This window comes from Nocardia sp. NPDC052254, from assembly GCF_040679495.1.
GTDB lineage: Bacteria > Actinomycetota > Actinomycetes > Mycobacteriales > Mycobacteriaceae > Nocardia.
In genome coordinates, this window is record NZ_JBFAUW010000001.1 from 916689 (window position 1) to 940425 (window position 23737).

Annotated in this window: 3 protein-coding genes (1 of these 3 running past the window's edge); all 3 read right to left on the bottom strand. The window is 69.1% G+C overall.

Going from position 1 to position 23737, the window contains the following annotated elements:
- Tightly spaced (each overlapping or abutting the next), the 3 genes in view from AB0L57_RS04270 to AB0L57_RS04280 form a layout consistent with a single transcriptional unit that may run on beyond the window.
- Window positions 1–10836 carry an SDR family NAD(P)-dependent oxidoreductase gene (locus AB0L57_RS04270; RefSeq protein ID WP_364956840.1) on the bottom strand — a complete coding sequence of 3612 codons (10836 nt, stop codon included), beginning with the start codon at window positions 10834–10836 and terminating at the stop codon, window positions 1–3.
- On the bottom strand, window positions 10833–21686 hold the full coding sequence (locus tag AB0L57_RS04275) for a type I polyketide synthase (RefSeq protein WP_364956843.1): 10854 nt from the start codon (window positions 21684–21686) through the stop codon (window positions 10833–10835). The genes AB0L57_RS04270 and AB0L57_RS04275 overlap by 4 nt, the downstream gene beginning before the upstream one ends.
- Window positions 21683–23737 carry the end of an SDR family NAD(P)-dependent oxidoreductase gene (locus tag AB0L57_RS04280; RefSeq protein ID WP_364956846.1) on the bottom strand. The gene runs 12714 nt beyond the window's last position, so 2055 of the gene's 14769 nt are visible here — the last part of the coding sequence; the start codon falls outside the window, past its right edge — the gene reads right to left on this strand; the stop codon is at window positions 21683–21685. Before AB0L57_RS04280 ends, AB0L57_RS04275 begins: the two co-directional genes overlap by 4 nt.

Here is a 23737-nt window from a genome sequence, read left to right on the forward strand (position 1 = left end):
CTACGGTGCCGATATCTGTTTGTCGATGAGCGCGAAGAGCTCGTCGGCGCTGGCGGCCGCCTCGACGGCGGCCCGGTCTCCGGCGGACGCCACTGCGGCACGGTCGCTACCGGGGCCGGATTCACCATCTCCGACCTCGGCCAGCAGTGCACGGACCCGGTCGGCCAGACGGGCTCTGTCCCCCGCTGACGACATGGTCGCGAACAGCGATTGCAGCGAGGTGATCTGGTCGTCGACAGCCGTCGTGGTCGAGGTCGAATCCCAGTGCGAGCCCACCAGTTTCGCCACAGCGGCAGCGGTCGGGTAATCGAACACCAGTGTCGAGGGCAGTGTCATACCTGTCTCCTCGGTGAGCCGATTCCGCAATTCGACGCCGCCGAGCGAGTCGAACCCCAGTTCGTTGAAGGGTATCTCGGGATCGATGGCCACCGCAGAGGAGTGTCCCAGCACCGCCGCGGCGTGTTCGGCCACGAATTCGAGGATCAGGGCACCGCGGTGCTCTTCCGATGCGCCGGCCAGACGCGCGGCGAACCGGCCGGCGGTCGTGCTGTCACCAGCCGTCCGCCGCGCTCGAACGGGTACCAGGCCACCGAGAATCTCCGGCAACTTCCCGGCCCGGGCCTGCGCCGCCAGCGTCGGGCGGTCGAATTCTATGCAGGCAGCCACCGGCTCGTTCGTGGCGACCGCAGCGTCGAACAGTGCGGTCCCATTGTTGATGCCGAGCATCTCGACACCCAGTCGTTCCCATCGCGCCACGGCCGTCGAGTCCATCTCGCCGGTCATGCCGGCATCTGGATTCCACGGTCCCCACGCCATCGAGACCGCGGGCAGTCCCTGTGCGCGGCGAGTGTGTGCCAGCCCGTCGAGCAATGAATTCGCGGCCGCATAGTTTCCCTGTCCGGGCGCACCGAATGTCGAAGCGACGGAGGAGAACATGATGAACGCGGACAGGTCGTGCGCCCGGGTCAGCTCGTCCAGGTGGAGGGCGCCGACGGCCTTCGGCGCGAGCACGCGATCGATCTGCTCGGCGGTCAGATTCTCGAGGGTGGCGTCGTCGATCACGCCCGCGGAATGGATCACTGCGGTCAACCGATGCTCGGGCGCGATCGAATTCAATACGGCCGCCACACTCGCGCGGTCACCGACATCACAGGCGGCAACACGGATCTCGGCGCCCATCTCGGTCAATTCGGCCATCAGCTCCGTAACGCCCGCCGCCGCCGCGCCCCGGCGTGACACCAGCAACAGGTGCCGTACCCCATGCACGGTGACCAGGTGCCGCGCCATCACCGCACCCAGACCGCCGGTGCCACCGGTGAGCAGAACCGTGCCGGTCCCGAACGGTGCATCGCGATCGACCGACTCCGCTTCGCCGCTGGCGATACCACGGGACAGTCGCGGCACGAAAATCCCGGAGCCACGGACCGCCACCTGGCCGTGATCGGGGGTGAAGGCGGCGCGCACGATGTCCGCGTCCACACTGCCGTCGTGGTCCAGCAGTCCGATCCGGCCCGGATGCTCGGATTGGGCGGTGCGGACCATGCCGGCCACCGCGGCGGCTGCCACATCGACCGGCTCACCCGCCACGGCCGTCGCGCCACGGGTCAGCACCACCAGGCGAGAATCGGCCAGTCGCTGGTCCGACACCCACGACCGAAGCAGCTCCCACACCGCGTGCACCGATGCTCGCACCCTGGCGGCACGAGCATCGGAGGACACGTCCGCGGCAGGATCGCCGCCTTCGTCCGCGAGCGGGTGGACAACCAGGTCCGGAACCTGCCCGGCCGCAACAAGTTCCGTGATATCGCGATAATGCCGGTCGATCCCGGCAACGCGCGCCGATCCGATTGTCGCCGGCACACCGGCAGTGATGGGATCCGTCGGTTCCGCACGAACCCAGTGCAGGTGCAGCGGCGCTGAACGCGGCGTCGCACCGGCCGCCCTCAGCACATCGACATCGACCGGACGCGCGGTGACGGCATCGATGCTCAACACGACCGAACCGGTGTCGTCGACCACGACGACACCGACCTGCCCGTTGCCGCTCGGCACCACTCGTACACGTCCGGATCCCACACCCGAACGCCACAGCCGCACACCTGCGAACGAGAACGGCAGCGGCAGTTGCCCGTTTGCCGGGCCATCGGTCAGGCTGTCGATCGCCACATGCAGACAGGCGTCCAGCAGAGCGGGATGGACGGCGAACGCCGATGCCGAACCGCTCACCGATTCGTCGAGCGAGATTTCCCCGAAGGTCTGCTCACCACGGGTCCACACCGCGGTAACCCCTTGGAACGCGGGACCGTACTCGAAGCCTCGCTCGGCCAAGCGATCGTAGAGGGACGCGTCGTGCGACCGCTCCGCTCCGGCCGGGGGCCAGCTCGTTTCGGCCCACACCGGGGCCGTCTCGGCGACCGTGGTCAGCGCACCGCCCGCATGCAGTACCCACGGATGCTCATCGGCCGAATCCCCTACGGCGGAACGGGAGTAGATCGCGACGGCGCGCCGACCCCGGTCGTCGGGCGCCGCAACGCTGCACTGCAGATCGACCTCGGCGTCACCGGCCAGTACCAGGGGCGATTCCAGCACCAGTTCCTCGATGGCCGCGACATGCAGTCGCGCACCCACACTCAGTGCCATGTCCGCGAACGCCGTCCCGGGCACGAGCACCGAACCGAGCACCGCGTGGTCGGCGATCCACGGATGGGTCCGCAGCGACAACCGGCCCGTGAACAACCACTCGTCGCGCCCCGCCACCGGCACCGCGTTCGCCAACAGTGGATGCCCGAGAGTACCCGTCGCAGCTCCCGGCAGCGGCTGTATCCAGTAGCGCCGATGCTGAAACGCGTAGGACGGCAACGTCACCCGGTCCTTGCCACGCTCGGCGAACAACTGCCGTAGATCCACCGGCAGCCCCACTGTTCGCGCCTGCGCGAGCAGGGTGACGAATCCGGTCACCTCGTCGATCGACCTCCGCGAGGACGCCATGACCGCCGCCGACTTCGTCCGCGCCGAAAGATGCTGCGCCAGGCACTCGATGGTCATCGCGGTCAGCACCGCATCCGGACCAACCTCCACGAACCTGCGCACACCGGTCTCGACCAGGGTGTCCACCCCGGGTGCGAACCGTACGCAGCCGCGGACCTGCGCCACCCAGTACTCCGGGTCACGCACCTGCTCACCCACCCGTTCCCCGGAAACGTTCGACACGATCGGCAACAATGGCTCGCGGTAGGTCAACGCCTCTGCGACCGCGCGGAGCTCGTCGAGCATCGGGTCCATCGAGGCCGAATGGAACGCATGCGACACCCGCAAGCGCGTCGTCTTCTTCCCCTCCTCCGAGAGCCGACGGCCGATCTCCGCGATCGCATCCGAGTCCCCCGAAAGCACCACCGACTCCGGTCCGTTCACCGCCGCCAGCGACACGAGGCCACCGAATTCGGCGAGCATTCGCGTCGCCGCGTCCTGCGGCATGGCCACCGCCAGCATCGCGCCGCCGGCCGGCAATGCGCCCATCAACCGCCCCCGCGCCGCCACCAGCGCACACGCGTCCCGCAGCGACCACACCCCGGCGACGAACGCCGCCACCAGCTCACCGATCGAATGCCCGGCGACCACATCCGGCGACAGACCAAACGATTCCAGCAGCCGGAACGTCGCCACCTCGAACGCGAACAGCGCCGGCTGGGTGAACTCGGTCCGATCCAGCGCCGATGCCGGATCCGTGAACATGATCTCGCGCAGTGATTCGCCGAGCAGGGGGTCGAACTCCGCGCACACCTCGTCCAATGCCGCCGCGAAGACCGGGAACCCTTGGTACAGACCCGCGCCCATCCCTGCTCGCTGCGCACCCTGGCCGGTGAACAGAAACGCCGTGCCGCCCGAACCCACCGCGCCCTCGACCACCCCTGGCAGCGACGAACCCACTGCCGCGGCGGTCAGTCCGGCGAGCAGTTCCTCGCGGTCACGGCCGAGGACCGCGATCCTCCGGTCCAGCTGTGCGCGGGTGTCCAGCAGGGAGCGCGCCACCGACCAGGGGTCGGCATCCGGGCGCTCGGCGAGCCATGCGTGTAACCGCTGTGCCTGCCCGCGCAGTCCCTCGACCGACTTGGCCGACAGCAGCAACGGCACCACGGGGGCCGCACCACCATCGTCGCCGTGGTCGGTGCCGCCGGACGGTGCCGGCACCTTCGGCGGTTCCTCGACGATCACATGTGCGTTGGTGCCACTGATGCCGAACGACGACACCCCCGCGCGCCGCACCCTGTCACCCGTCTGCCACGGTTCACGCCCGGTCAGCACCCGCACCTCCCCCGCCGACCAATCCACATGCGGCGACAGCGCATCCACGTGCAGCGTCTTCGGCAGCATCTGGTGCCGTAACGCCTGCACCATCTTGATCACGCCGCCCACGCCCGCGGCGGCCTGGGTATGGCCGATATTCGATTTGAGGGCGCCGACCCGCAACGGCAGATCCGGCCGGTCCTGACCGTAGGCAGCGATCAACGCCTGCGCCTCGATGGGATCGCCCAATGCCGTACCCGTCCCGTGTGCCTCCACCGCGTCCACATCCTCGGGGCGCAGACCGGCGTCGGCCAGCGCAGCCATGATCACCCGCTCCTGCGATGGTCCGTTCGGCGCGGTCAGGCCATTACTCGCACCGTCCTGATTGACAGCGCTGCCGCGGACCACCGCGAGGACCTCGTGGCCCAGCCGACGCGCATCCGACAGCCGTTCCACCACCAGCACGGCCGCGCCCTCGGACCAGGCCACCCCGTCGGCCGCGGCGGAGAACGCCTTGCACCGGCCGTCGGACGCGAGACCACGCTGCCGGGAGAACTCAACGAACACCGTCGGGGTCGCCATCACCGTGGCACCACCCACCAAGGCCAGTGAACTCTCCCCCTGACGCAGCGCGCGGCACGCCAGATGCAGGGCCACCAACGAGGAGGAGCAGGCCGTATCCACCGTCATCGCAGGGCCTTCCAGTCCCAGCGCATAGGCGACCCGGCCCGACACCACACTGCCCGCGGCACCGGTGGCGACATAGCCCTCGACTTCGGGCCCGCCCAAACGGGTCAGCGCGTCGTAGTCCTGGTACATCACTCCCGTGTAGACACCGGCATCGCTGCCCCGCAACGACATCGGGTCGATCCCGGCGTGCTCCAATGCCTCCCAGGACACCTCCATCAGGAGCCGCTGTTGCGGATCCATCGCGATCGCCTCACGCGGGCCGATCCCAAAGAAGCCCGCATCGAAATCGGCCGCGTTCCTCAGGAATCCGCCTTCGCAGGCGTAGGAGGTGCCGGCATGGTCGGGGTCGGGGTGCACCAAACGACCCAGGTCCCAGCCACGATCCGACGGAAATCCGCTGATGGCGTCCGTGCCCGAGAACACCAGATCCCACAGGTCGTCGGCGGATTCGACGCCACCCGGATAGCGGCAGGCCATTCCCACGATCGCGATCGGCTCGTCGGCTCGTACCCGACGCGTGGGCTTGTGCTGCTTGGCCTGGGGTGAATCATCCAGCCGGGAAGCGATGAATGCCGCCACCGCCCGGGTGGTGGGATGGTCGAAGACCAGGGTGGACGGCAACCGCAGCCCGGTGGTCGTGGTGAGCCGGTTGCGGAATTCCACCGCACCCAGCGAATCGAAACCCATGGCGCTGAAAGGCTGCTCGATATCCACCAGATCGCCCGCGGCGTACCCCAGCACCGCGGCTACCTGTCCCCGCACGAATTCGAGCACGACCCCGTCGCGCGCTTCCGGCGGCAGCGCGGCCAGTCGCCGCGCCAGGTCACCGCCACCGGCCGCGCGGCGAGCGGACGGCACCAGGGATTGCAGTATCGAGGGCAGCAGCCCTGATCTGGCCGCGAGGGCCAACGCCGCGGTATCCAGGTCGACCGCGGCCACGAACGGGGCGCCCGCCCCGCTCGCCAGGTCGAACAGTTCCAGACCGTCGGCCTCGGTGAGCGGGCGAGAGCCCATGCGAGACAATCGTTCCAGGTCCGCATCGGCCAGATCGGCCGTCATTCCGCTGCGCCCGCTCCACGGTCCCCAGGCCACCGCCACCGCGGGTAACCCCGCACCGGCGCGGTTCCGCGCCAGGGCATCCAGCACCGCATTGGCCGCCGCATAGTTGCCCTGCCCAGGCGATCCGACCACCGCGGCGACCGAGGAGAACAGGACGAAGGCCGACAGCTGCCGGTGGGCGGTGAGTTCGTGCAAGTGCAGTGCCGCATCGACTTTCGGCGCGAGCACACGGTCGACTTGCTCGGATGTCAGGGTGTCGACGGTGCCGTCGGCCAGTACGCCAGCCGCGTGGACGACGGCGGTGAGCGCGGGGCCATCGGCGAGGGTGTCGAGCAGCCCGGCGACTGCGGCACGATCACTCACGTCGCAGGCCCGCACCCGGGTTCGGGCCCCGAGTTCGGCCAGTTCGGCGACGAGCTCGGTGACACCCTCGGCCCGGTCCCCGCGCCGCGAGACCAGGACCAGTTCGCGCACCCCGTGGGTGGCGGCCAGATGCCGCGCCACCAGTGCGCCCAGCCCGCCGGTGCCGCCGGTGATCAGCACCGCGCCCGAGCCCAGGTCGACCGGATGTACCGCGGCGGGCGCGCGCCGGACCAGCCGCGGTACCAGCAGGTCATCGGCGCGCACCGCCAGCTGTTGCTCGTCGGTCGCCACGGCCGCGGCGATCAGTTCCGGCGTCACCGCGGTGTCACCGTCGATGTCCAGCAGCACGATCCGGCCCGGGTGCTCGGACTGCGCACTGCGCAGCAGGCCCCAAGTCGCGGCCGCCGCCAGGTCGGGGGCTTCGCCCGGCAACCCCGCACCGTTGCGCGTAACCACCACCAGCCGGGTATCGGTCGCGGGCGAGGTCGACCAGGATCGCACGGCCGCCAGCACCGCGTGCACGCGGTCTCGCACGGTGACCGCCGACCGCGAACCGACCTCACCACCGTCCTCGGCGCGATCGCCGGCACACCACACCAGCACATCCCCAGCGGCGGTGGCACTTTCGGCGGTCCAGGTGGCGAGGTCGGGGTAGGTCTGCGCGAATCCGGGCACGCCGATCGCGGCGATCACCACACCGTCCACGGCCCGGGCCGTACCACGATCGAGCTGATTCCACTGCATGTCGTAGAGGCCGTGGTCGGCCGTCGACCGATCGTCGCGCAGCGCCCGGCTGTGCACCGGACGCGCCCGCAGCGATTCGGCGATCAGCACCGGCTCGCCGGTCTCGTCAGCGAGTTCCAGCCGCATGGTGTCGCCGGTGCGCCGAATCCGCACCTGCGCGGCGGTCGCCCCTGAACGAAGCAGGCGCACCCCGGTGAACGAGAACGGCAACGGCACCTGTCCGGGCGGCAGATCCGCGGCCAGGTCCTCCACTCCCGCATGCAGCGCGGAGTCCAGCAACGCGGGATGAATACCGAATCGGTCTCCGTCCGTACCGATGTCGGCGGGCAACCGCACATCCGCCACCACGTCACCGTCGATATCGCGCCAGGTGCGGCGCAGCCCCTGGAAGGCGGGCCCGTAATCGAATCCGCACCCTGCCAGGCCGTCGTAGACGATGTCGCCAGCAGTCGCGTCCTCCGGGGCGTCGATGATCTCGCGGGCCGGCTCGTCGTCGGAGCCACCGGGGGCGAGAATTCCACGCGCATGGGTCGTCGCGCCGCCGCCGGCGGACTCGTCACCGGCCGGTCGCGACGCCACGACGAATCGTCTGCGCCCCTCCTCGTCGGGCTCGTCGACCGCGATCTGCACGTCGACCTCGGCCCGATCATCCAGCTGCAGTGGCGCTTCCAGCACGAGCTCGTCGACGACCTCCGCACCCAGCCGGGCTCCGGCCGCCAGCGCCAGCTCCACGAATCCGGTTCCCGGGAGCAGAATCGTATCGAAGACCGTGTGATCGGCGATCCACGGATGTGACGCCACCGACAGCCGCCCGGTGAACAGCCACTCGTCCTTACCCGCCACCGCGATCGACCCACCGAGAATCGGATGGTCGACCACGTTCACACCGGCGCGACCGGCATCGCCGCGTACAGCCGTGGGCGCGATCCAATAGCGCTGATGCTGGAATGCATAGGTAGGCAATGAAATTCGACGTATCGTCCGCCCTGCGAACATGGGGCGCCAGTCCACCGCGAGGCCGGCGGTGTGCGCGGCGGCAAGAAACGCGACGAACTGCGCGGCTTCCTCGCCACCGCGTCGTGCTGCCGCGGCGACCACGGCCTTGGTTTCGGTATCGGGTTCGGCGGCCAGGCACTGCTGTGTCATCGCCGCCAGCACCGCATCCGGTCCCACCTCCAGGAACCGTCTGGTTCCGGTCGTGGCCAGCGCACGCACACCCGGCGCGAAGCGCACGGCCGAGCGAACCTGACGCACCCAATACTCCGGATCTGCCAGCTCACGATCCACCAGCGCGCCGGTCACATTCGACACCACCGCGACGGCCGGTCGATGGTAGGTCAATCCCGTTGCCACCGAACGGAACTCGTCGAGCATCGGATCCATCCGGGCCGAATGGAAGGCATGGCTGACCCGCAACCGGCTGGTCTTGCGGCCGCGCTCGGCGAGCAGTCGCTCGATATCGGCGACCGCTTCCGCGTCGCCGGACAGCACCGTCGCTGCCGGCCCGTTGACCGCGGCCACCGACAAGCGATCGGCGTAGGGTGCCACGAGCTCGACCGCGTCGTCCTCGGACACGGCCACCGCCAGCATCGCGCCCCCGCCGGGCAACGCACCCATGAGCCGCCCCCGCGCGGCCACCAAAGCACACGCGTCCGCCAGAGTCCACACGCCCGCCACGTACGCCGCGACCAACTCGCCGATGGAGTGCCCCAGCAGCACATCCGGTCTCACACCGAATGATTCGACCAGCCGGTAGGTCGCCACCTCGAAGGCGAACAACGCGGGCTGGGTGTATTCCGTCCGATTCAGCAGCGCACCGTCCGCATCGAACATCACGTCTTTCAGTACCCGGCCCAGCAACGGGTCGAACGCCGCGCACACATCGTCCAGCGCCGCCGCGAAGACCGGAAACGCCGCATACAGTTCCAGCCCCATACCGGGTCGCTGCGCACCTTGACCGGTGAACAGCAGCGCCGTGTGCCCCGCGCCCGCCACGCCGTCGATCACGCCCGCGCCGCCGGAGTTGCCGTCGGCGAGGGCTGCGAGGCCTGTCAGCACTTCCTCTCGATCGCGCCCCACGATCACCGCGCGCCGGTCGAGCATCGCCCGCGTGGTCACCAGTGCGTGCGCCGTGTCCCGCACATCCACCTCGGGCGCGCCGACGGCCCATTGCCGCAGCCGCTCCGCCTGGTCACGCAGGCCCGCTTCCGATTTCGCCGAAATCGGCCAGGCGATGACATCGGTGTTCACCCTCGGCCCCGGCTCTCCGACAGCGAGCTGTTCGGGATCGCTCCCGGCAACCGGCTCGGCGGGAGCCTCCTCGATGATCACGTGCGCGTTGGTGCCGCTGGCACCGAACGAGGAGACACCCGCCCGGCGCACCCGCTCGCCCGCGGGCCACGGCCGTGCCTCGGTCAGCAACCGCACCGTGCCGGCCGACCAATCCACATGCGGCGTCGGCGCATCCACGTGCAATGTCATCGGCAGCATCTCGTGTCGCAACGCCTGGACCATCTTGATCACACCACCCACTCCGGCCGCGGCGGAGGTGTGCCCGATATTCGACTTGAGCGAGCCCAGATACAGGGGCCCGTGCGCACGCTCGGTGCCGTAGACACCGATCAGCGCGCGCGCCTCGATCGGATCCCCGAGCATCGTGCCGGTCCCGTGTGCCTCCACCGCATCGATGTCCCCGGGTGCCACACCCGCATTGGCCAATGCCTGGGTGATGACACGTTCCTGGGACGGGCCGTTCGGCGCGGTCAGTCCGTTGCTCGCACCGTCCTGGTTGAGCGCGCTGCCGCGAATCACCGCCAGAACGGTGTGTCCCAGACGCTGAGCGTCCGACAGGCGTTCGACCACCAGCACCCCGATGCCTTCGGAGAAGCCGGTCCCGTCCGCCCCCGCCGCGAACGCCTTGCATCGTGCGTCGGTTGCCAGCCCGTGCTGGCGCGCGAACGCGATCAGATGCGACGGATCCGACATCACGGTGACACCGCCCGCCAAGGCGAGCGACGCCTCCCCCTGGCGCAGCGCCTGGCATGCGAGATGCAGTGCCACCAGCGAGGACGAGCACACGGTGTCGACCGACATCGTGGGGCCCTTCAGACCGAATGTGTAGGCGACCCGACCGGATACGACAGAATTTCCCGCACCGAGATAGGCGTGGCCCTCCGCCTCGGCCGTCAATGTCGGCGAGCCGACCCGGGGACCGTAATACTGATGGAAGACGCCGGTGAAGACGCCGGTATCGCTGCCGCGCAGTGACACCGGGTCGATTCCCGCGTCCTCCAGCGCCTCCCAGGATGCCTCCAGCATCAGCCGCTGCTGTGGATCCATCATCGCGGCTTCGCGCGGACCGATCCCGAAGAAGCCCGCGTCGAAATCGCCTGCCGAATACAGGAACCCGCCCTGGCGCGTGTTGGTCGTGCCCGGCACGTCCGGATCGGGGTTGTAGAGCTTGTCCAGATCCCATCCCCGATCCGCCGGAAAGCCGCCGATGGCATCGGTGCCGGAGGCCACCAGGTCCCACAACTGCGCGGGAGACTCCACCCCGCCGGGATAGCGGCAGCTCATCCCGACGATGGCGATCGGTTCCCGCGCACGCTCCTCCAAGTCCTGGATGCGTTTGTTGGCGGTGCGCAGATCTCTGGCGAATCGTCGCAGGGACTGGGTGAGCCGTTCTTCATTGCTCATGATCGACCGAACTCCTCATCGAGCAGATCCAATAATTCGGTGCCGGAATGCTCGGCAAGATCGTCGTCGTACTCGTCCGCCGGCCATCGGTCACCGAAATGGGACCGCAGACGGTCACCGATGCCGAGCAGTGCCGTGACGGCCGCGGGGTCGTCGCCCGCCGTGGCGAGAGCCTGTTCGACCATCGCCCCCAGCAGGGTGAGGTCGACCGAGGGTTCCGGCGGCGCGGACGTCGCCGGTGGTGTCGCGGCCAGCTGCCGGCGAAGATATCGGGACAGCTCGATCGGGGTCGGGTAGTCGAACACCATCGTCGAGGTCAACGCGAGACCGGTAGCATTCGACAGCCGGTTGCGCATTTCCACGCCGGCCAGCGAGTCCATCCCGAGCTCGTCGAATCCCTTGTCGGACCGGATATCCCCGGCCGATGAATGCCCCAGCACCGCCGCGGCCAGCTCGAGGACCAGATCGAGGACCGCTCGATCCCACGTGGCCTCCGGCACTCCGTCCAGGACGAATCTGCGCGATTGCCCACCGGCCTCGGCCGTGTGCCGGGCGGGACGCAGGAACTGTCGCAGTATCGCCGGGACGGTTTCGGCGTGTATCTGCCGCCGCAGCGCGGCCACGTCGAGCCGCACCGGCATGAGCACGGCGGGCGCTGCCGGCGTCGCTCCGAGGGCCACACCGGTGTCGAACAGCCGAAGGCCGTCGGCCGGCGCCAGCGGATGCGCGCCGAGGCGGGCCATGCGTGCGACTCCCGCGTGGTCGAGGGCGGCGCCCATCCCGCCCGATCCCGCGGTGGTGCCCGTCCACAGCCCCCAGGCAAGAGCCACGGCCGGCAGTCCCGCGGCGCGGCGGCGCACGGCCAGTGCGTCCAGGAAGCTGTTGGCGGCACCGTAATTGGCCTGCCCCGCGGCCCCGATGACACCGGCCATCGACGAGAACAACACGAACGCCGAGAGATCGGCGTCTCGGGTCAGTTCGTGCAGGTTCCACGCGGCGTCGACCTTCGGCACGAGCACGCGGTCCAGCTGTTCGACGGTCAGTGCCGCGACCGTCGCGTCATCGAGTACGCCCGCGGCGTGGATCACCGCGGTCAGCGGACTTTCCATCGGAATCGAATCGAGTACCGCGCGCAATGCCGCCCGGTCGGCGACGTCACAGGCCGCGATCCGCGCGGTGGCTCCGAGCTCGCCGAGTTCCGCCGCCAATTCGCCGGCGCCTGCGGCCTTCTCGCCGCTGCGCGACACCAGCAGCAGGTTCCGGACTCCGTGCTCGGCAGCCAGATGACGGGCTGCCAGCGCGCCCAATCCGCCGGTGCCCCCGGTGATGAGCACGGTGCCGGACCCGAACACCGGCGAAGCTTCGGCGGTCACCTCCGCCGCCCGCAGCCGCGGCACCAGCATCGTGTTGCCACGAACCGCCACCCACGGCTCATCGGTCCCCACCGCCGACAGCACTGCGTCCGCCGACAGCCCGGTCTGCCGATCCAGCAACAGGATTCGACCGGGATACTCGGACTGCGCGCTGCGCACCAGCCCCGATACCGCGGCGGCGGCGAGGTCCGGTGCCTCCTCCGGCAGTCCGGCGCCATTGTGGGTGACGACCACCAGTCGCGACCGCTGTGTCGAATCCTTGTCCAGCCAGCCCTGGAGTATCTGGAGCGTCGCCCGCGTCTGCTGGTGTGTCGCGGCCGTGACGTCGCCGTTGTGCGTAGCCGCGTCCGCCGCGACCGCCCACACCACCATGGCGGGCGGCACCGGATCCGACAGCAGACTGTCGAGGTCCGGATAGTGTTGCCGCACACCGGCGATGGATGTGGATCCGCAGGTGGCGATCGGGCCCGGCTCGGGAGCCGCGGCACTGTGGGCCTGCACCCAGTCCAGTTCGTACACCCGGGCGTCGCCTCCGGTCGATCGGCCGGTGAGCTGGGCGATGTCGTACCGCCGCATCACGATCTCGTCGAGCGAGATCACCGGATTTCCATCGCCGTCCACCGCCGCCGCGGCGAGTATGTCCGCTCCCTTCGCCTCGGCGATCACCCGCAGCCGGCGCGGCTGTGCGATGCCGTGGAATCGGACGCCGCCCCAGCGGAACAGCAACATGCCGCGGTTCGGATCCTGGCTGGGCTCCGGCCACACCAGACGGGCCATCCCGGCGTGGGCGATGGCGTCCAGCAGGCCCGGATGCAGCAGGAACCCGTCCGCTTCGACGGCCGGATCCAATACGACCTCGGCGAAGACGGTGTTTCCTCGTTGCCATGCGTGTTCGATTGCGCGGAATGCGGGACCGTACTCGAGCCCCGCCACCGACTCGATGTGCGCGGGTACCCATTCCGGATCGATCGGCTCCGCCTCGGACGGCGGCCACGGCTCGGACCGTAGTCGTTCCAGCAGCGACTCGGCCGCCGAACGATCATCGGCCAGAATGCCGCTGGCATTGCGTATCCACTCGCCGTCACCGATGCGGTGGTGCATCGTGAACGGTCGGCGGCCCGTGTCGTCGGCCTGGTCGACGAGCACCTGCACGGCGATATCGGTGCCGTCCTCGGGCGGGAAGATCGGAGCTTCCAACGTCAGCTCATCCACCCCGGTGCAACCGAAGCGTGATCCGGCCGCCAGCAAGAGCTCCACCAGCGTCGTGCTGGACACGACCATCACTCCGTAGCTCGCGTGGTCTGCCAGCCAGGGATGGGTCCGGCGGGAAAGCCGGCCGCTGAGCATCCATTCGTCCTTGCCCGCGACCTGCACCACACCGGTCAGAACCGGGTGACCGTCGGATCCCGGCGCCGCTGGTGCGCCCGCCGGCTGCAACCAGTAGCGCCGATGCTGGAATGCGTAGGTGGGCAACGAAACCCGTGACAACGCCCGATCCGGGTAGAGCGGCGTCCAGTCCACACCGGCACCTGCCACATGGGCCTGCGTCAACGCGGAGACGAACTGAGCCGGTTCGGCCACCGAACGACGAGCGGCCGCGACAACCCTCGACGTCGCCTCCACATCCGGCGTCTCGGCCAGACATTGCCGCGTCATCGCGGACAGTACGGCGTCCGGTCCGACCTCCACGAACCGCCGCACTCCGGCGCGGGACAGGGTGTCGACGCCGGGTGCGAAGCGCACGCACCCGCGCACCTGGTTCACCCAGTAGCCCGGATCGGTCATCTCGGCGCCGACGACGGCGCCGCTGAGGTTCGACACGATCGGGATCACCGGCAGGTGATAGGTCAGACTGTCGGCAATCGACCGGAATTCGGCCAGCATGGGCTCCATGCGCGCCGAATGGAATGCATGACCGACCCGCAGCCGATTGGTCTTGTACCGTCGGGCGGCACACACCGCGGCGACCTCGTCGACGGCATCGGCGTCTCCGGACACCACCACCGACGCCGGGCCGTTCACCGCCGCGATCGACAGTCTGGTGCCGTATTCGGTGACGATTTCGAGCATGTCCGTTTCCGCCACTGCCACCGCGAGCATCGCTCCGCCCTCGGCCAAGGCCCCCATCAACCGGCCGCGCGCGGCGACCAGACGGCACACGTCCGGCAGCGACCACACCCCGGCCACGTGCGCGGCGGCGAGCTCACCGATCGAATGGCCGATCAGCATGTCGGGGGCGATTCCGAACGATTCGAGCAGCCGCGACGACGCCACCTCGAAGGCGAACAACGCGGGCTGGGTGAATTCGGTGCGGTTCACCAGTCCCTCGGTGTCCTCGAACATCACCTCGCGCAGCCCTCGCGGCGAGAACGGTCCGGGATCGCTGTTCGCGAGGGCGTCGAACTGAGCACACACCTCGTCCACGGCCTGCGCGAACACCGGAAACGCCGAATACAGGTCCTTCCCCATCCCCGCGCGCTGCGCGCCCTGCCCGGTGAACAGGAAAGCGGTCTTGCCGGCCCCGGCAACCCCTTCGACGACAGCGGCGGAGACGTCGCCGGCCGCCAGATCCGCAAGGCCGGAGGCGATCTCGTCCCGCCCGGCCCCGGTGACCGCTGCCCGGAACTCCAGCTGGGAACGGAAGTCGATGAGCGAGTACGCGACGTCGTCGATCCGCCGCTCGGGTCCGTCCGTCAACCATCGGCGCAGCCGGTCCGCCTGCGCCCGCAACCCCGCCTCCGATTTCGCCGATATCAGAATCGGCAGCGGCAGCGCATCTGACGGTCGCGGCGACGTAGCCGGAACTCGTTGCGCGGGTGCTTCTTCCAGGATGGCGTGCGCATTGGTCCCGCTGACACCGAAGGAGGACACCCCCGCCCGGCGGACCCGGCCGTTGCGCTGCCACCGCTGTGGTTGCGTCAACAATGCCACCTCGCCGGCCGACCATTCGACATGCGGGCTGGGCGCATCCACGTGCAGCGTCATCGGCAACGTCTCGTTCCGCAACGCCTGCACCATCTTGATCACTCCGGCCACACCCGCCGCGGCCGATGTGTGCCCGATGTTCGACTTCAACGAGCCGATCCGTAGCGGCGCCCCCGCCCGCCCCTGCCCATAGGCGGCGATCAGGGCCTGTGCCTCGATCGGATCGCCCAGCGGGGTCCCCGTGCCGTGCGCCTCCACCGCATCGATGTCGGCAGGCTTCAGGCCCGCGTTCGCCAGTGCTGCCGCGATCACCCGCTCCTGCGATGGACCGTTCGGCGCGGACAGGCCGTTCGACGCGCCGTCCTGATTGATCGCCGTGCCCCGCACCACGGCAAGAATGTCGTGGCCCAGGCGACGGGCATCCGACAACCGCTCCAGCACGAGCATTCCGACGCCCTCGGAGAATGCGACACCGTCGGCCGCGGCGGAGAACGACTTGCACCGGCCTTCCGGCGACAGGCCACGCTGGCGTGCGAAGTCGACGGACAGATACGGATCGGCGTAGACCGTCGCACCACCCGACAGCGCCAGCGACGCCTCACCCTGCCGCAGCGCCTGGCACGCCAGATGCAGCGACACCAACGACGACGAACAGGCCGTGTCCACGGTGACCGAAGGCCCCTCCAGGCCGAACACATACGACAGCCGTCCCGAGATCACGCTGCCCTGGGCGCCGGTGAGCCGATACCCCTGGAATTCGGGGGTCACGTGGTTGAAGTAGCCCGAGAAGCACGCGCCCACGAAAACCCCGGCATCGGTGCCGCGCAACGACACCGGGTCGATGCCCGCGTCCTCGAGCGCCTCCCACGACGCCTCCAGCAGCTGACGCTGCTGCGGGTCCATCGCAGCGGCCTCGCGCGGGCCGATCCCGAAGAAGCCGGCATCGAAATCTCCGGCGTCGTCGAGGAAGCCGGCGCGACGGGCGTAGACCGTCCCGGGTTTGTCCGGATCATCGTCGAACAGGCTCTCCAGATCCCAGCCACGGTCCGACGGATAGCCACTCGTCGCATCGATCCCCGAGGTCAGCAGATCCCACAGCTCGTCGGGATTCTTCACTCCGCCCGGGAATCGGCAACCCATCCCCACGATCGCGATCGGCTCATCCAGCCCGGCCCGGCGCGCCACCTGCTTCGGCGATCCGTCGGCGGCCTTCGGTTCGAGCCGAGATTGCACCAGTTTCGCCACGGCCGCGGGCGTCGGATGATCGAACACCAAGGTCGACGGCAATCGCACCCCGGTGACCTTGGCCAACCGGTTGCGGAATTCCACCCCGCCCAGGGAATCGAATCCGATGTCGTCGAAAGGCTGATCGGGCCGGATATCGGCTGCCGAATCGTGCCCCAGCACTGCCGCGGTCTGTGCCGACACGATCTCCAGCACCGCTTCGCCACGGTGTGTCTGTGGCATCCGCGCCAACCGCTCCGCCAGCGAAGCCGCCGCGGAACCTGGCTCGGGTCGGCGCACCGCGTGCGCCGGACGCCGCACGAACCCACGTAAAACCGCGGGGACCGCGTCGGGATCCGAGGTGCGGCGCACAACACTCGCGTCGAACCGCAGCGGAGCCAGGCAGCCATCGTCGCTTGCGAGAGCGGAGTCGAAAAGACGTACAGCTTCCGCCTTCTCGAGCTGCCCCATGCCCCAGCGGCCCAGGCGCTCCAGCGCCGTACTCCCCACACCGGCGGCCATTCCGCTCCCGGAGTTCCACGGACCCCAGGCCAGCGATGTCGCCGGCAGCCCCGCCGCTCGGCGCCGCTGGACCAGCCCGTCCAGGAAACCGTTCGCGGCGGCGTAGTTGCCCTGTCCGGCCGAACCCAGTACTCCCGCGATCGACGAGAAGACCACGAATGCCGACAGTTCGCTGCCGCGGGTGAATTCGTCCAGGTACCATGCTCCGTCGACCTTGGGCGCCAGCACCCGATCCAGCTGCCCCGCGGTCAACGATTCGAGGGTGCCGTCGTCGAGAACCCCCGCCGTGTGCACCACCACGGAGATACCACCGTCGGATTCGATGTCGGACAGCAGGTTTCGTACCATGTCTCGATCGGTGACGTCGCAGGACACGACGCGCGCATCGGCGCCGGATCGCGCCAATTCGGCGACGAGTTCCTGCGCCCCGGGCGCCTGGAGGCCCTGACGCGAGGCCAGCACCAGCCTGCGCACACCGTGCTCGGCGACCATGTGGCGGGCCAACTCCGCCCCCAAATCGCCCGTGCCACCGGTGATCAGCACCGTCTTGTCGTCCGGCAACGCCGGAGCGCCTGTCGCACCATCGATTCCGACACGGGCGATCCGGGGAACCAGAATCTTCGTGCCACGCACCGCAACCTGCGACTCACCCGAAGCCTGTACGGCCGCGATCCGATCGGCGTCCACCGGATCGCCCGGATCCTCGTCGAGGAGAACGAACCGCCCCGGATTCTCCGATTGCGCGCTGCGCACCAGCCCGCACACCGCGGCCGCGGCAGGATCCACACCGCCCGCTTCGCCGGGTAGCACAACACTCCCCACGGTCACCACCACCAGCCGGACCTCCGACAGGCGCTCGTCGGCAAGCCATGCCCGCAGCGTGGCCAGTGTGCCGTGCACCCGCTCCCGCACCACGCGGGGATCGTCGACGACCTGCCCGGCGCGCGCGGGACGCCAGACGACGATGTCCGGAACATGTTCCGCGGAACCAACATCGGCGATGGCGGAGTGGGATGTCTCGATGCCGGGCACCACCGTGTCCGCGAGGACAGCCGAGGGCGGCATCGCCCCCACGACCGGAGCCACCGCGAGCGGCTCCCACTGCACCCGATACAGATCGGCGGCCTGCTCATCGGACAGACCGCGCCGGAACTCCTCGACGTCGTAGGGACGCAGCAGCACTGTGTCCACCGATATGATCGGCGTGCCGTCCGGATCGAGCGCCGCGACCGACACCGTATCCGCGCCGGTCTTCTTCGACATGATCCGAAGTGCCGTCACCTGCGCGGGCATCGGCTTGTGGAAACGCGCACCGCCCCAACGGAACAACAGCCAACCGGTGTTCGGCTCGGGCTCCGCGGAACGGAAGATCGACCGCGACAGTCCGGCGTGCATCACCAGCTCCAGCAGTGCCGGATGGAGTTCATGGCGCTCCGATTCCGGTGCCGCCTCGGTATCGAGCACCGCCTCGGAGAAGACCGTGTCGCCACGCTGCCACACCGCGTTCACCCCGATGAATGCCGGACCGTACCCAAGCCCGGTATCCCGCGCGATCTGCTCCGGCAACGTCACCTTGTCGACATCCACGAGTTCGGCATCGACCGGTGGCCACTGCTGCTCGCGTAGCTCCGACATCACCGTCGAGTCGCCGTCCCAGCGCACCGCGAGCACACCCGTCGCATTGCGCACCCATTCGTCGTCAGCCGACTTCCGATAGAAGAAGTCGAATGAACGCCGGCCGGACTCGTCGGCGGCCGCCACGAGAACCTGCAGTTCGACCTCGTCCTCACCGGGCCGGATCGGCGCCTGCACGGTGATCTCCTCGACCACCTCGCAGCCGATCCGGCCACCCGCCGCGAGCAGGAATTCCAGCAGCAGAACACCCGGCACCACCACCACACCGTGAGCCATGTGATCGGCGATCCACGGATGGGTACGCACCGAGAACCGGCCGGTGAACAGCCACTCGTCGGTACCCGCCACTCCGACCACACCTGTCAGGATCGAATGGTCCGACGACCGCGTCGTGTCATCGGACGGCTGAAGCCAATACCGGCGACGCTGGAACGCATAGGTCGGCACACCGACCCGGCGCACCGGGCGACCCGCGAACAGCGGCCCCCACTCCACCGGCACGCCCGCGACGTGCAGGTACGACAGCGCCGTCAGCAATTGCGGCACTTCCCCGACCGAACGGCGCGACACCGCCGCAACCCGCGACATCGACTCGGCCTCGGCGTCCTCGGCGACGGCCGCGCGCGTCATCGCCGCCAGGACCGCGTCCGGACCCACCTCAACGAATCGTCGCGCGCCGCCCGAGACGAGTGTGCCCACGCCCGGAGCGAACCGCACACAACCGCGCACCTGCCGGACCCAGTACTCCGGATCGGTCACCGCGTCCCCGGCGAACTCTCCGGTTTCGTTCGACACGATCGGAAGTCGCGGCGCGCGATACGTGATCTTCTGTGCCACCACACGGAATTCGGCCAGCATCGGTTCCATCCGGGCGGAGTGGAAGGCGTGCGAGACGTCGAGCCGAGTGGTCTTGACGCCGGTGCCCGACAATGCGAACTCGATGGCGTCGATGGCTTGCCGGTCGCCGGACAGCACCGTCGAGGCCGGGTCGTTCACCGCCGCGATCGAGACTCCTCCGGCATGCTCCGCGATCAGTTGGACCGCCCGGTCTTCCCCGACCGCCACCGCCAGCATCGCGCCGCCTTCGGGCAGGGCACCCATCAACCTGCCACGCGCCGCGACCAGAGTGCAGGCGTCTTTCAGCGACCACACACCGGCCACATGGGCGGCGACCAGTTCACCGATGGAATGCCCGAGCAGCAGATCCGGTCGAACACCGAAGGATTCGAGCAACCGCACCATCGCCACCTCGAAGGCGAACAACGCCGGCTGGGTGTATTCGGTGCGCGTCAGCACCTTCGTGGCATCGGCGAACATCAGGTCTTCGAGGCTCCGCCCCAGCAGGACGTCGAAGTGGGCGCACACCTGATCCAGCGCGGCCGCGAACACCGGGAAGGCTTTGTACAGGTTCTCGCCCATGCCTGCCCGCTGAGCGCCCTGGCCGGTGAACAGGAATGCGGTCCGGCCGGCGACCGCGCTGCCGTCGATCACGCCCGGCGATCCCGCCGCCATATCGGCGAGCCCGGCGAGCAGCTCCGCCCGGTCACGCCCCACCACCGCACCACGCCGCTCCAGCAGTGCCCGCGAGGTCACCAGTGAATGTGCCACATCTCGCACATCCACGTCGGGCTCATCGATCAGCCACTGCCGCAACCGATTCGCCTGACCGCGCAACGCCGCGTCGGACTTGGCCGAGATCATCAGCGCAACGACATCCGATGCGACGGGCTGGGCTGCCACTTCCCGCTCGGGCCGCTCTCCCGGTTCGGCAGCCACCGGCTCGGCGGGCGCTTCCTCCAGGATCACATGAGCGTTGGTGCCACTGATCCCGAACGACGAGACACCCGCGCGGCGGACCTGCGGGCCCGCGGGCCACGGCTCGGCCTCGGTCAGCAGCCGGACCGACCCCGCCGACCAATCCACGTGTGGCGTGGGTGCATCCACGTGCAGCGTCTTCGGCAGTACGCCGTGCCGCATCGCCTCGACCATCTTGATCACACCGGCAACACCGGCGGCGGCATTGGTGTGGCCGATATTCGACTTGAGCGACCCCAGACGCAACGGCCCACGCTCACCGCGAGCACCATAGACCGCCATGAGCGCCCCAGCCTCGATCGGATCGCCGAGCTTCGTGCCCGTCCCGTGCGCCTCCACCACATCGACATCCGACGCAGCCAGATCCGCATCCGCCAGCGCGGCCGCGATCACCCGCTCCTGCGACGGACCGTTCGGCGCGGTCAGGCCCTTACTGGCACCGTCCTGATTGATAGCCGTCCCGCGCACCACCGCGAGGACATTGTGGCCCGATCGTCGTGCATCCGAGAGCTTTTCCACGACCAGGATGCCGAGCCCCTCGGAGAATCCGGTCCCATCCGCGCCCGCCGCGAATGCCTTGCATCGCGCATCCGCCGCCAGCGCGCGCTGACGCGCGAACGCGATCATGTGCGACGGCTCCGACATCACGGTGACACCACTGACCAGGGCGAGCGAGGTCTCCCCACGCCGCAGTGCCTGGCAGGCCAGATGCAACGCCACCAGCGATGACGAGCATGCGGTGTCGACCGACAGCGTCGGCCCCTTGAAACCGAAGACGTAGGAGACCCGGCCGGACAGCACACAGCTCGACACGCCGAGGACGGCATGGCCTTCCGATTCCGCCGTCAATGCCGGGGAGCCGATCCGGGGGCCGTAATTCTGGTGGAAGACACCCGAGAAGACGCCGGTGTCGCTGCCCCGCAACGACTTCGGGTCGATCCCCGCATCCTCCAGAGCCTCCCACGACGCCTCCAGAGTCAGACGCTGCTGCGGGTCCATCGCCGCGGCCTCCCGGGGACCGATCCCGAAGAAGCCCGCATCGAACTCGGGCGCCGAGTGGATGAACCCGCCCTCACGGGTGTAGATCGTGCCGGGCACACTCGGATCGGGATTGTAGAGCTTGTCCAGATCCCAGCCCCGGTCGACCGGAAAACCACCGATCGCATCGGTGCCGGAGTCGACCAGATCCCACAACTGGGCGGGGGTCTGTACGCCGCCGGGGAAGCGGCAACTCATCCCGACGATCGCAATCGGCTCCCGCGCACCCTCTTCCAACTCCTGGATGCGCTTGTTGGCGGTACGCAGGTCGCCGGTGACCTTCCGCAGATACCGGGTGAGCTTTTCCTCATTGCTCATGAGCGACCGAACTCCTCATCAATCAGATCGAACAGCTCACTGGCGGAGTGTGCGGCGAGGTCGGCATATTCGTCCTCGTCGCCACGCCACCTCTCCCCCAGATGTGACCGCAGGCGGTCACCGATGCCGAGCAGCACCGTCACCGTGGCATCGTCGTCCCCCGCTGCGGCCAGGACGCGATCGACCATCGCCGCCAGGTGGGCGATGTCGTCGGGTGCGGCGCCGCCCGCCGGCGGCGAGGCGGTCAGCGCCGGAGCCAGGTGCTCGTACAGATAACCGGCCAGTTCCGGAGCGGTCGGGTAGTCGAACACCAGCGTCACGGGAACCTGGAGGCCGGTCGCTTTCGACAGGCGGTTGCGCAGTTCCACTCCGGACAGCGAGTCGAGTCCGATCTCGTCGAATCCCTTGTCGGACTGGATATCACCGGCCGACGAATAGCCCAGAACGGCGGCGACCTGCTCGAGAACCAGGTCGAGCAGGGCCTGCTCGCGCTCGGCCTCGGGTACGAGCCCCAGCTCGAAGCCACGCGAGCGAGTCCCGCTCGCCGCGGGGCGCTCGGCATGCCGCACCAGACCCCGCAAGACCGCGGGAACCGGATCGGTCAGCGCGGCCCGGTCGATCCGTGCCGCCACCACCGCGGGCTCCTCGTCCGCCAGCACCGCATCGAACAGCGCCATGCCGTCCTGCTCACGCAGCTCGAGAATTCCCTCCCGCCGCAGCCGGGCCAGGTCGGCCGCCCCGAGGGCATCGGTCATTCCGCTGCGCTGTTGCCACAGCCCCCAGGCCACCGACTTCGCGGGCAAGCCGCTCAGGTGCCGGTGTCTCGCCAAGGCATCGAGGAAGACATTGGCGGCGGCGTAGTTCGCTTGCCCCCGGGTGCCGATCACACCCGCGATCGAGGAATAGAGCACGAACTCCGACAGGTCCAGATCCTTGGTTGCCTCGTGCAGGTTCCACGCCGCGTCGACCTTCGGACGCAGCGCCGTCGCGAGCTGCTGCGGTGTCATGCCGGCGAGCAGGCCATCGGCCAGTGCCCCGGCGGTGTGAACGACAGCGGTGAGCGGATGCTCCGGTGAAATATCGGCCAGCAGCTTGTCGAGCGCCGTCCGGTCGGCCACATCGCAGGCGACCACATCCACCCGCGCGCCGAGGCCGGTCAGTTCCGCCGCCACCTCAGCCGCGCCCTCAGCGTCCGGACCACGTCGGCTCGCGAGCACCAGCCGCCGCACACCATGTTCGGCGACCAGGTGCCGGGCCGCCAACGCGCCCAGCACACCGGTACCACCAGTGATCAACACCGTGCCGCCGCTGCGCAGCGGTGTGGGAATGGTGAGCACATTCCTTCCGATGTGCTTACCCTCGCCCACGAACCGGTATGCCTCCGGTGCCTGCCGCACATCCCATCCGGTGACGGGCGGTGGCGCCAGCACACCGGTGTCGACCAATTCGACCAGGGCGCTCATGATCTCGCGCAACCGGTCGAGCCCGATCTCGCTGAGATGGAAGTAGCGGTAGTCCACGCCCGGGTGCCGTTCGGCGACGGCACGGGGATCGCGCCGATCGGTGGCCACCATTTCGAGGAAGTGGCCACCGCGCGGCAGCAGCCGCAGTGAGGCATCCACGAATTCGCCTTCCAGCGAATCGAGCACGATGTCTGCACCTTGGCCGCCCGTGGCCTCGAGGAACTTCTGCTCGAAGTCGAGTGTGCGCGAGTCGCCGATGACGGCGTCATCGAATCCCATGTCGCGCAGCACATCCCATCTCGCGCGGTCGGCGGTGACCAGCAGCCGCAGGCCCAGGTGGCGCGCCAGTTGCACCGCGGCCGTGCCGACCCCACCGGTGGCGACGTGCAGCAGTAACGTCTGCCCCGGGCGTGCCCCGGCGAGATCCACCAGGCTGTAATACGCCGTGACGAACACCACGGGCACCGCGGCGGCCTGTGCGAACGACCATCCTCGTGGTATCGGGGCCAACCGCCGGCTGTCGGTCACGACGACCGAGCCGATGCCGTCGATCATCCCGAAAACCCGGTCGCCGACAGCGAATTCGGT

Bases quoted from the DNA above. Each gene is read 5' to 3' on its own strand.
- AB0L57_RS04270 (WP_364956840.1), bottom strand. From the start codon at position 10,836: ATGAGCAATGAAGAACGGCTCACCCAGTCCCTGCGACGATTCGCCAGA.
- AB0L57_RS04275 (WP_364956843.1), bottom strand. From the start codon at position 21,686: ATGAGCAATGAGGAAAAGCTCACCCGGTATCTGCGGAAGGTCACCGGC.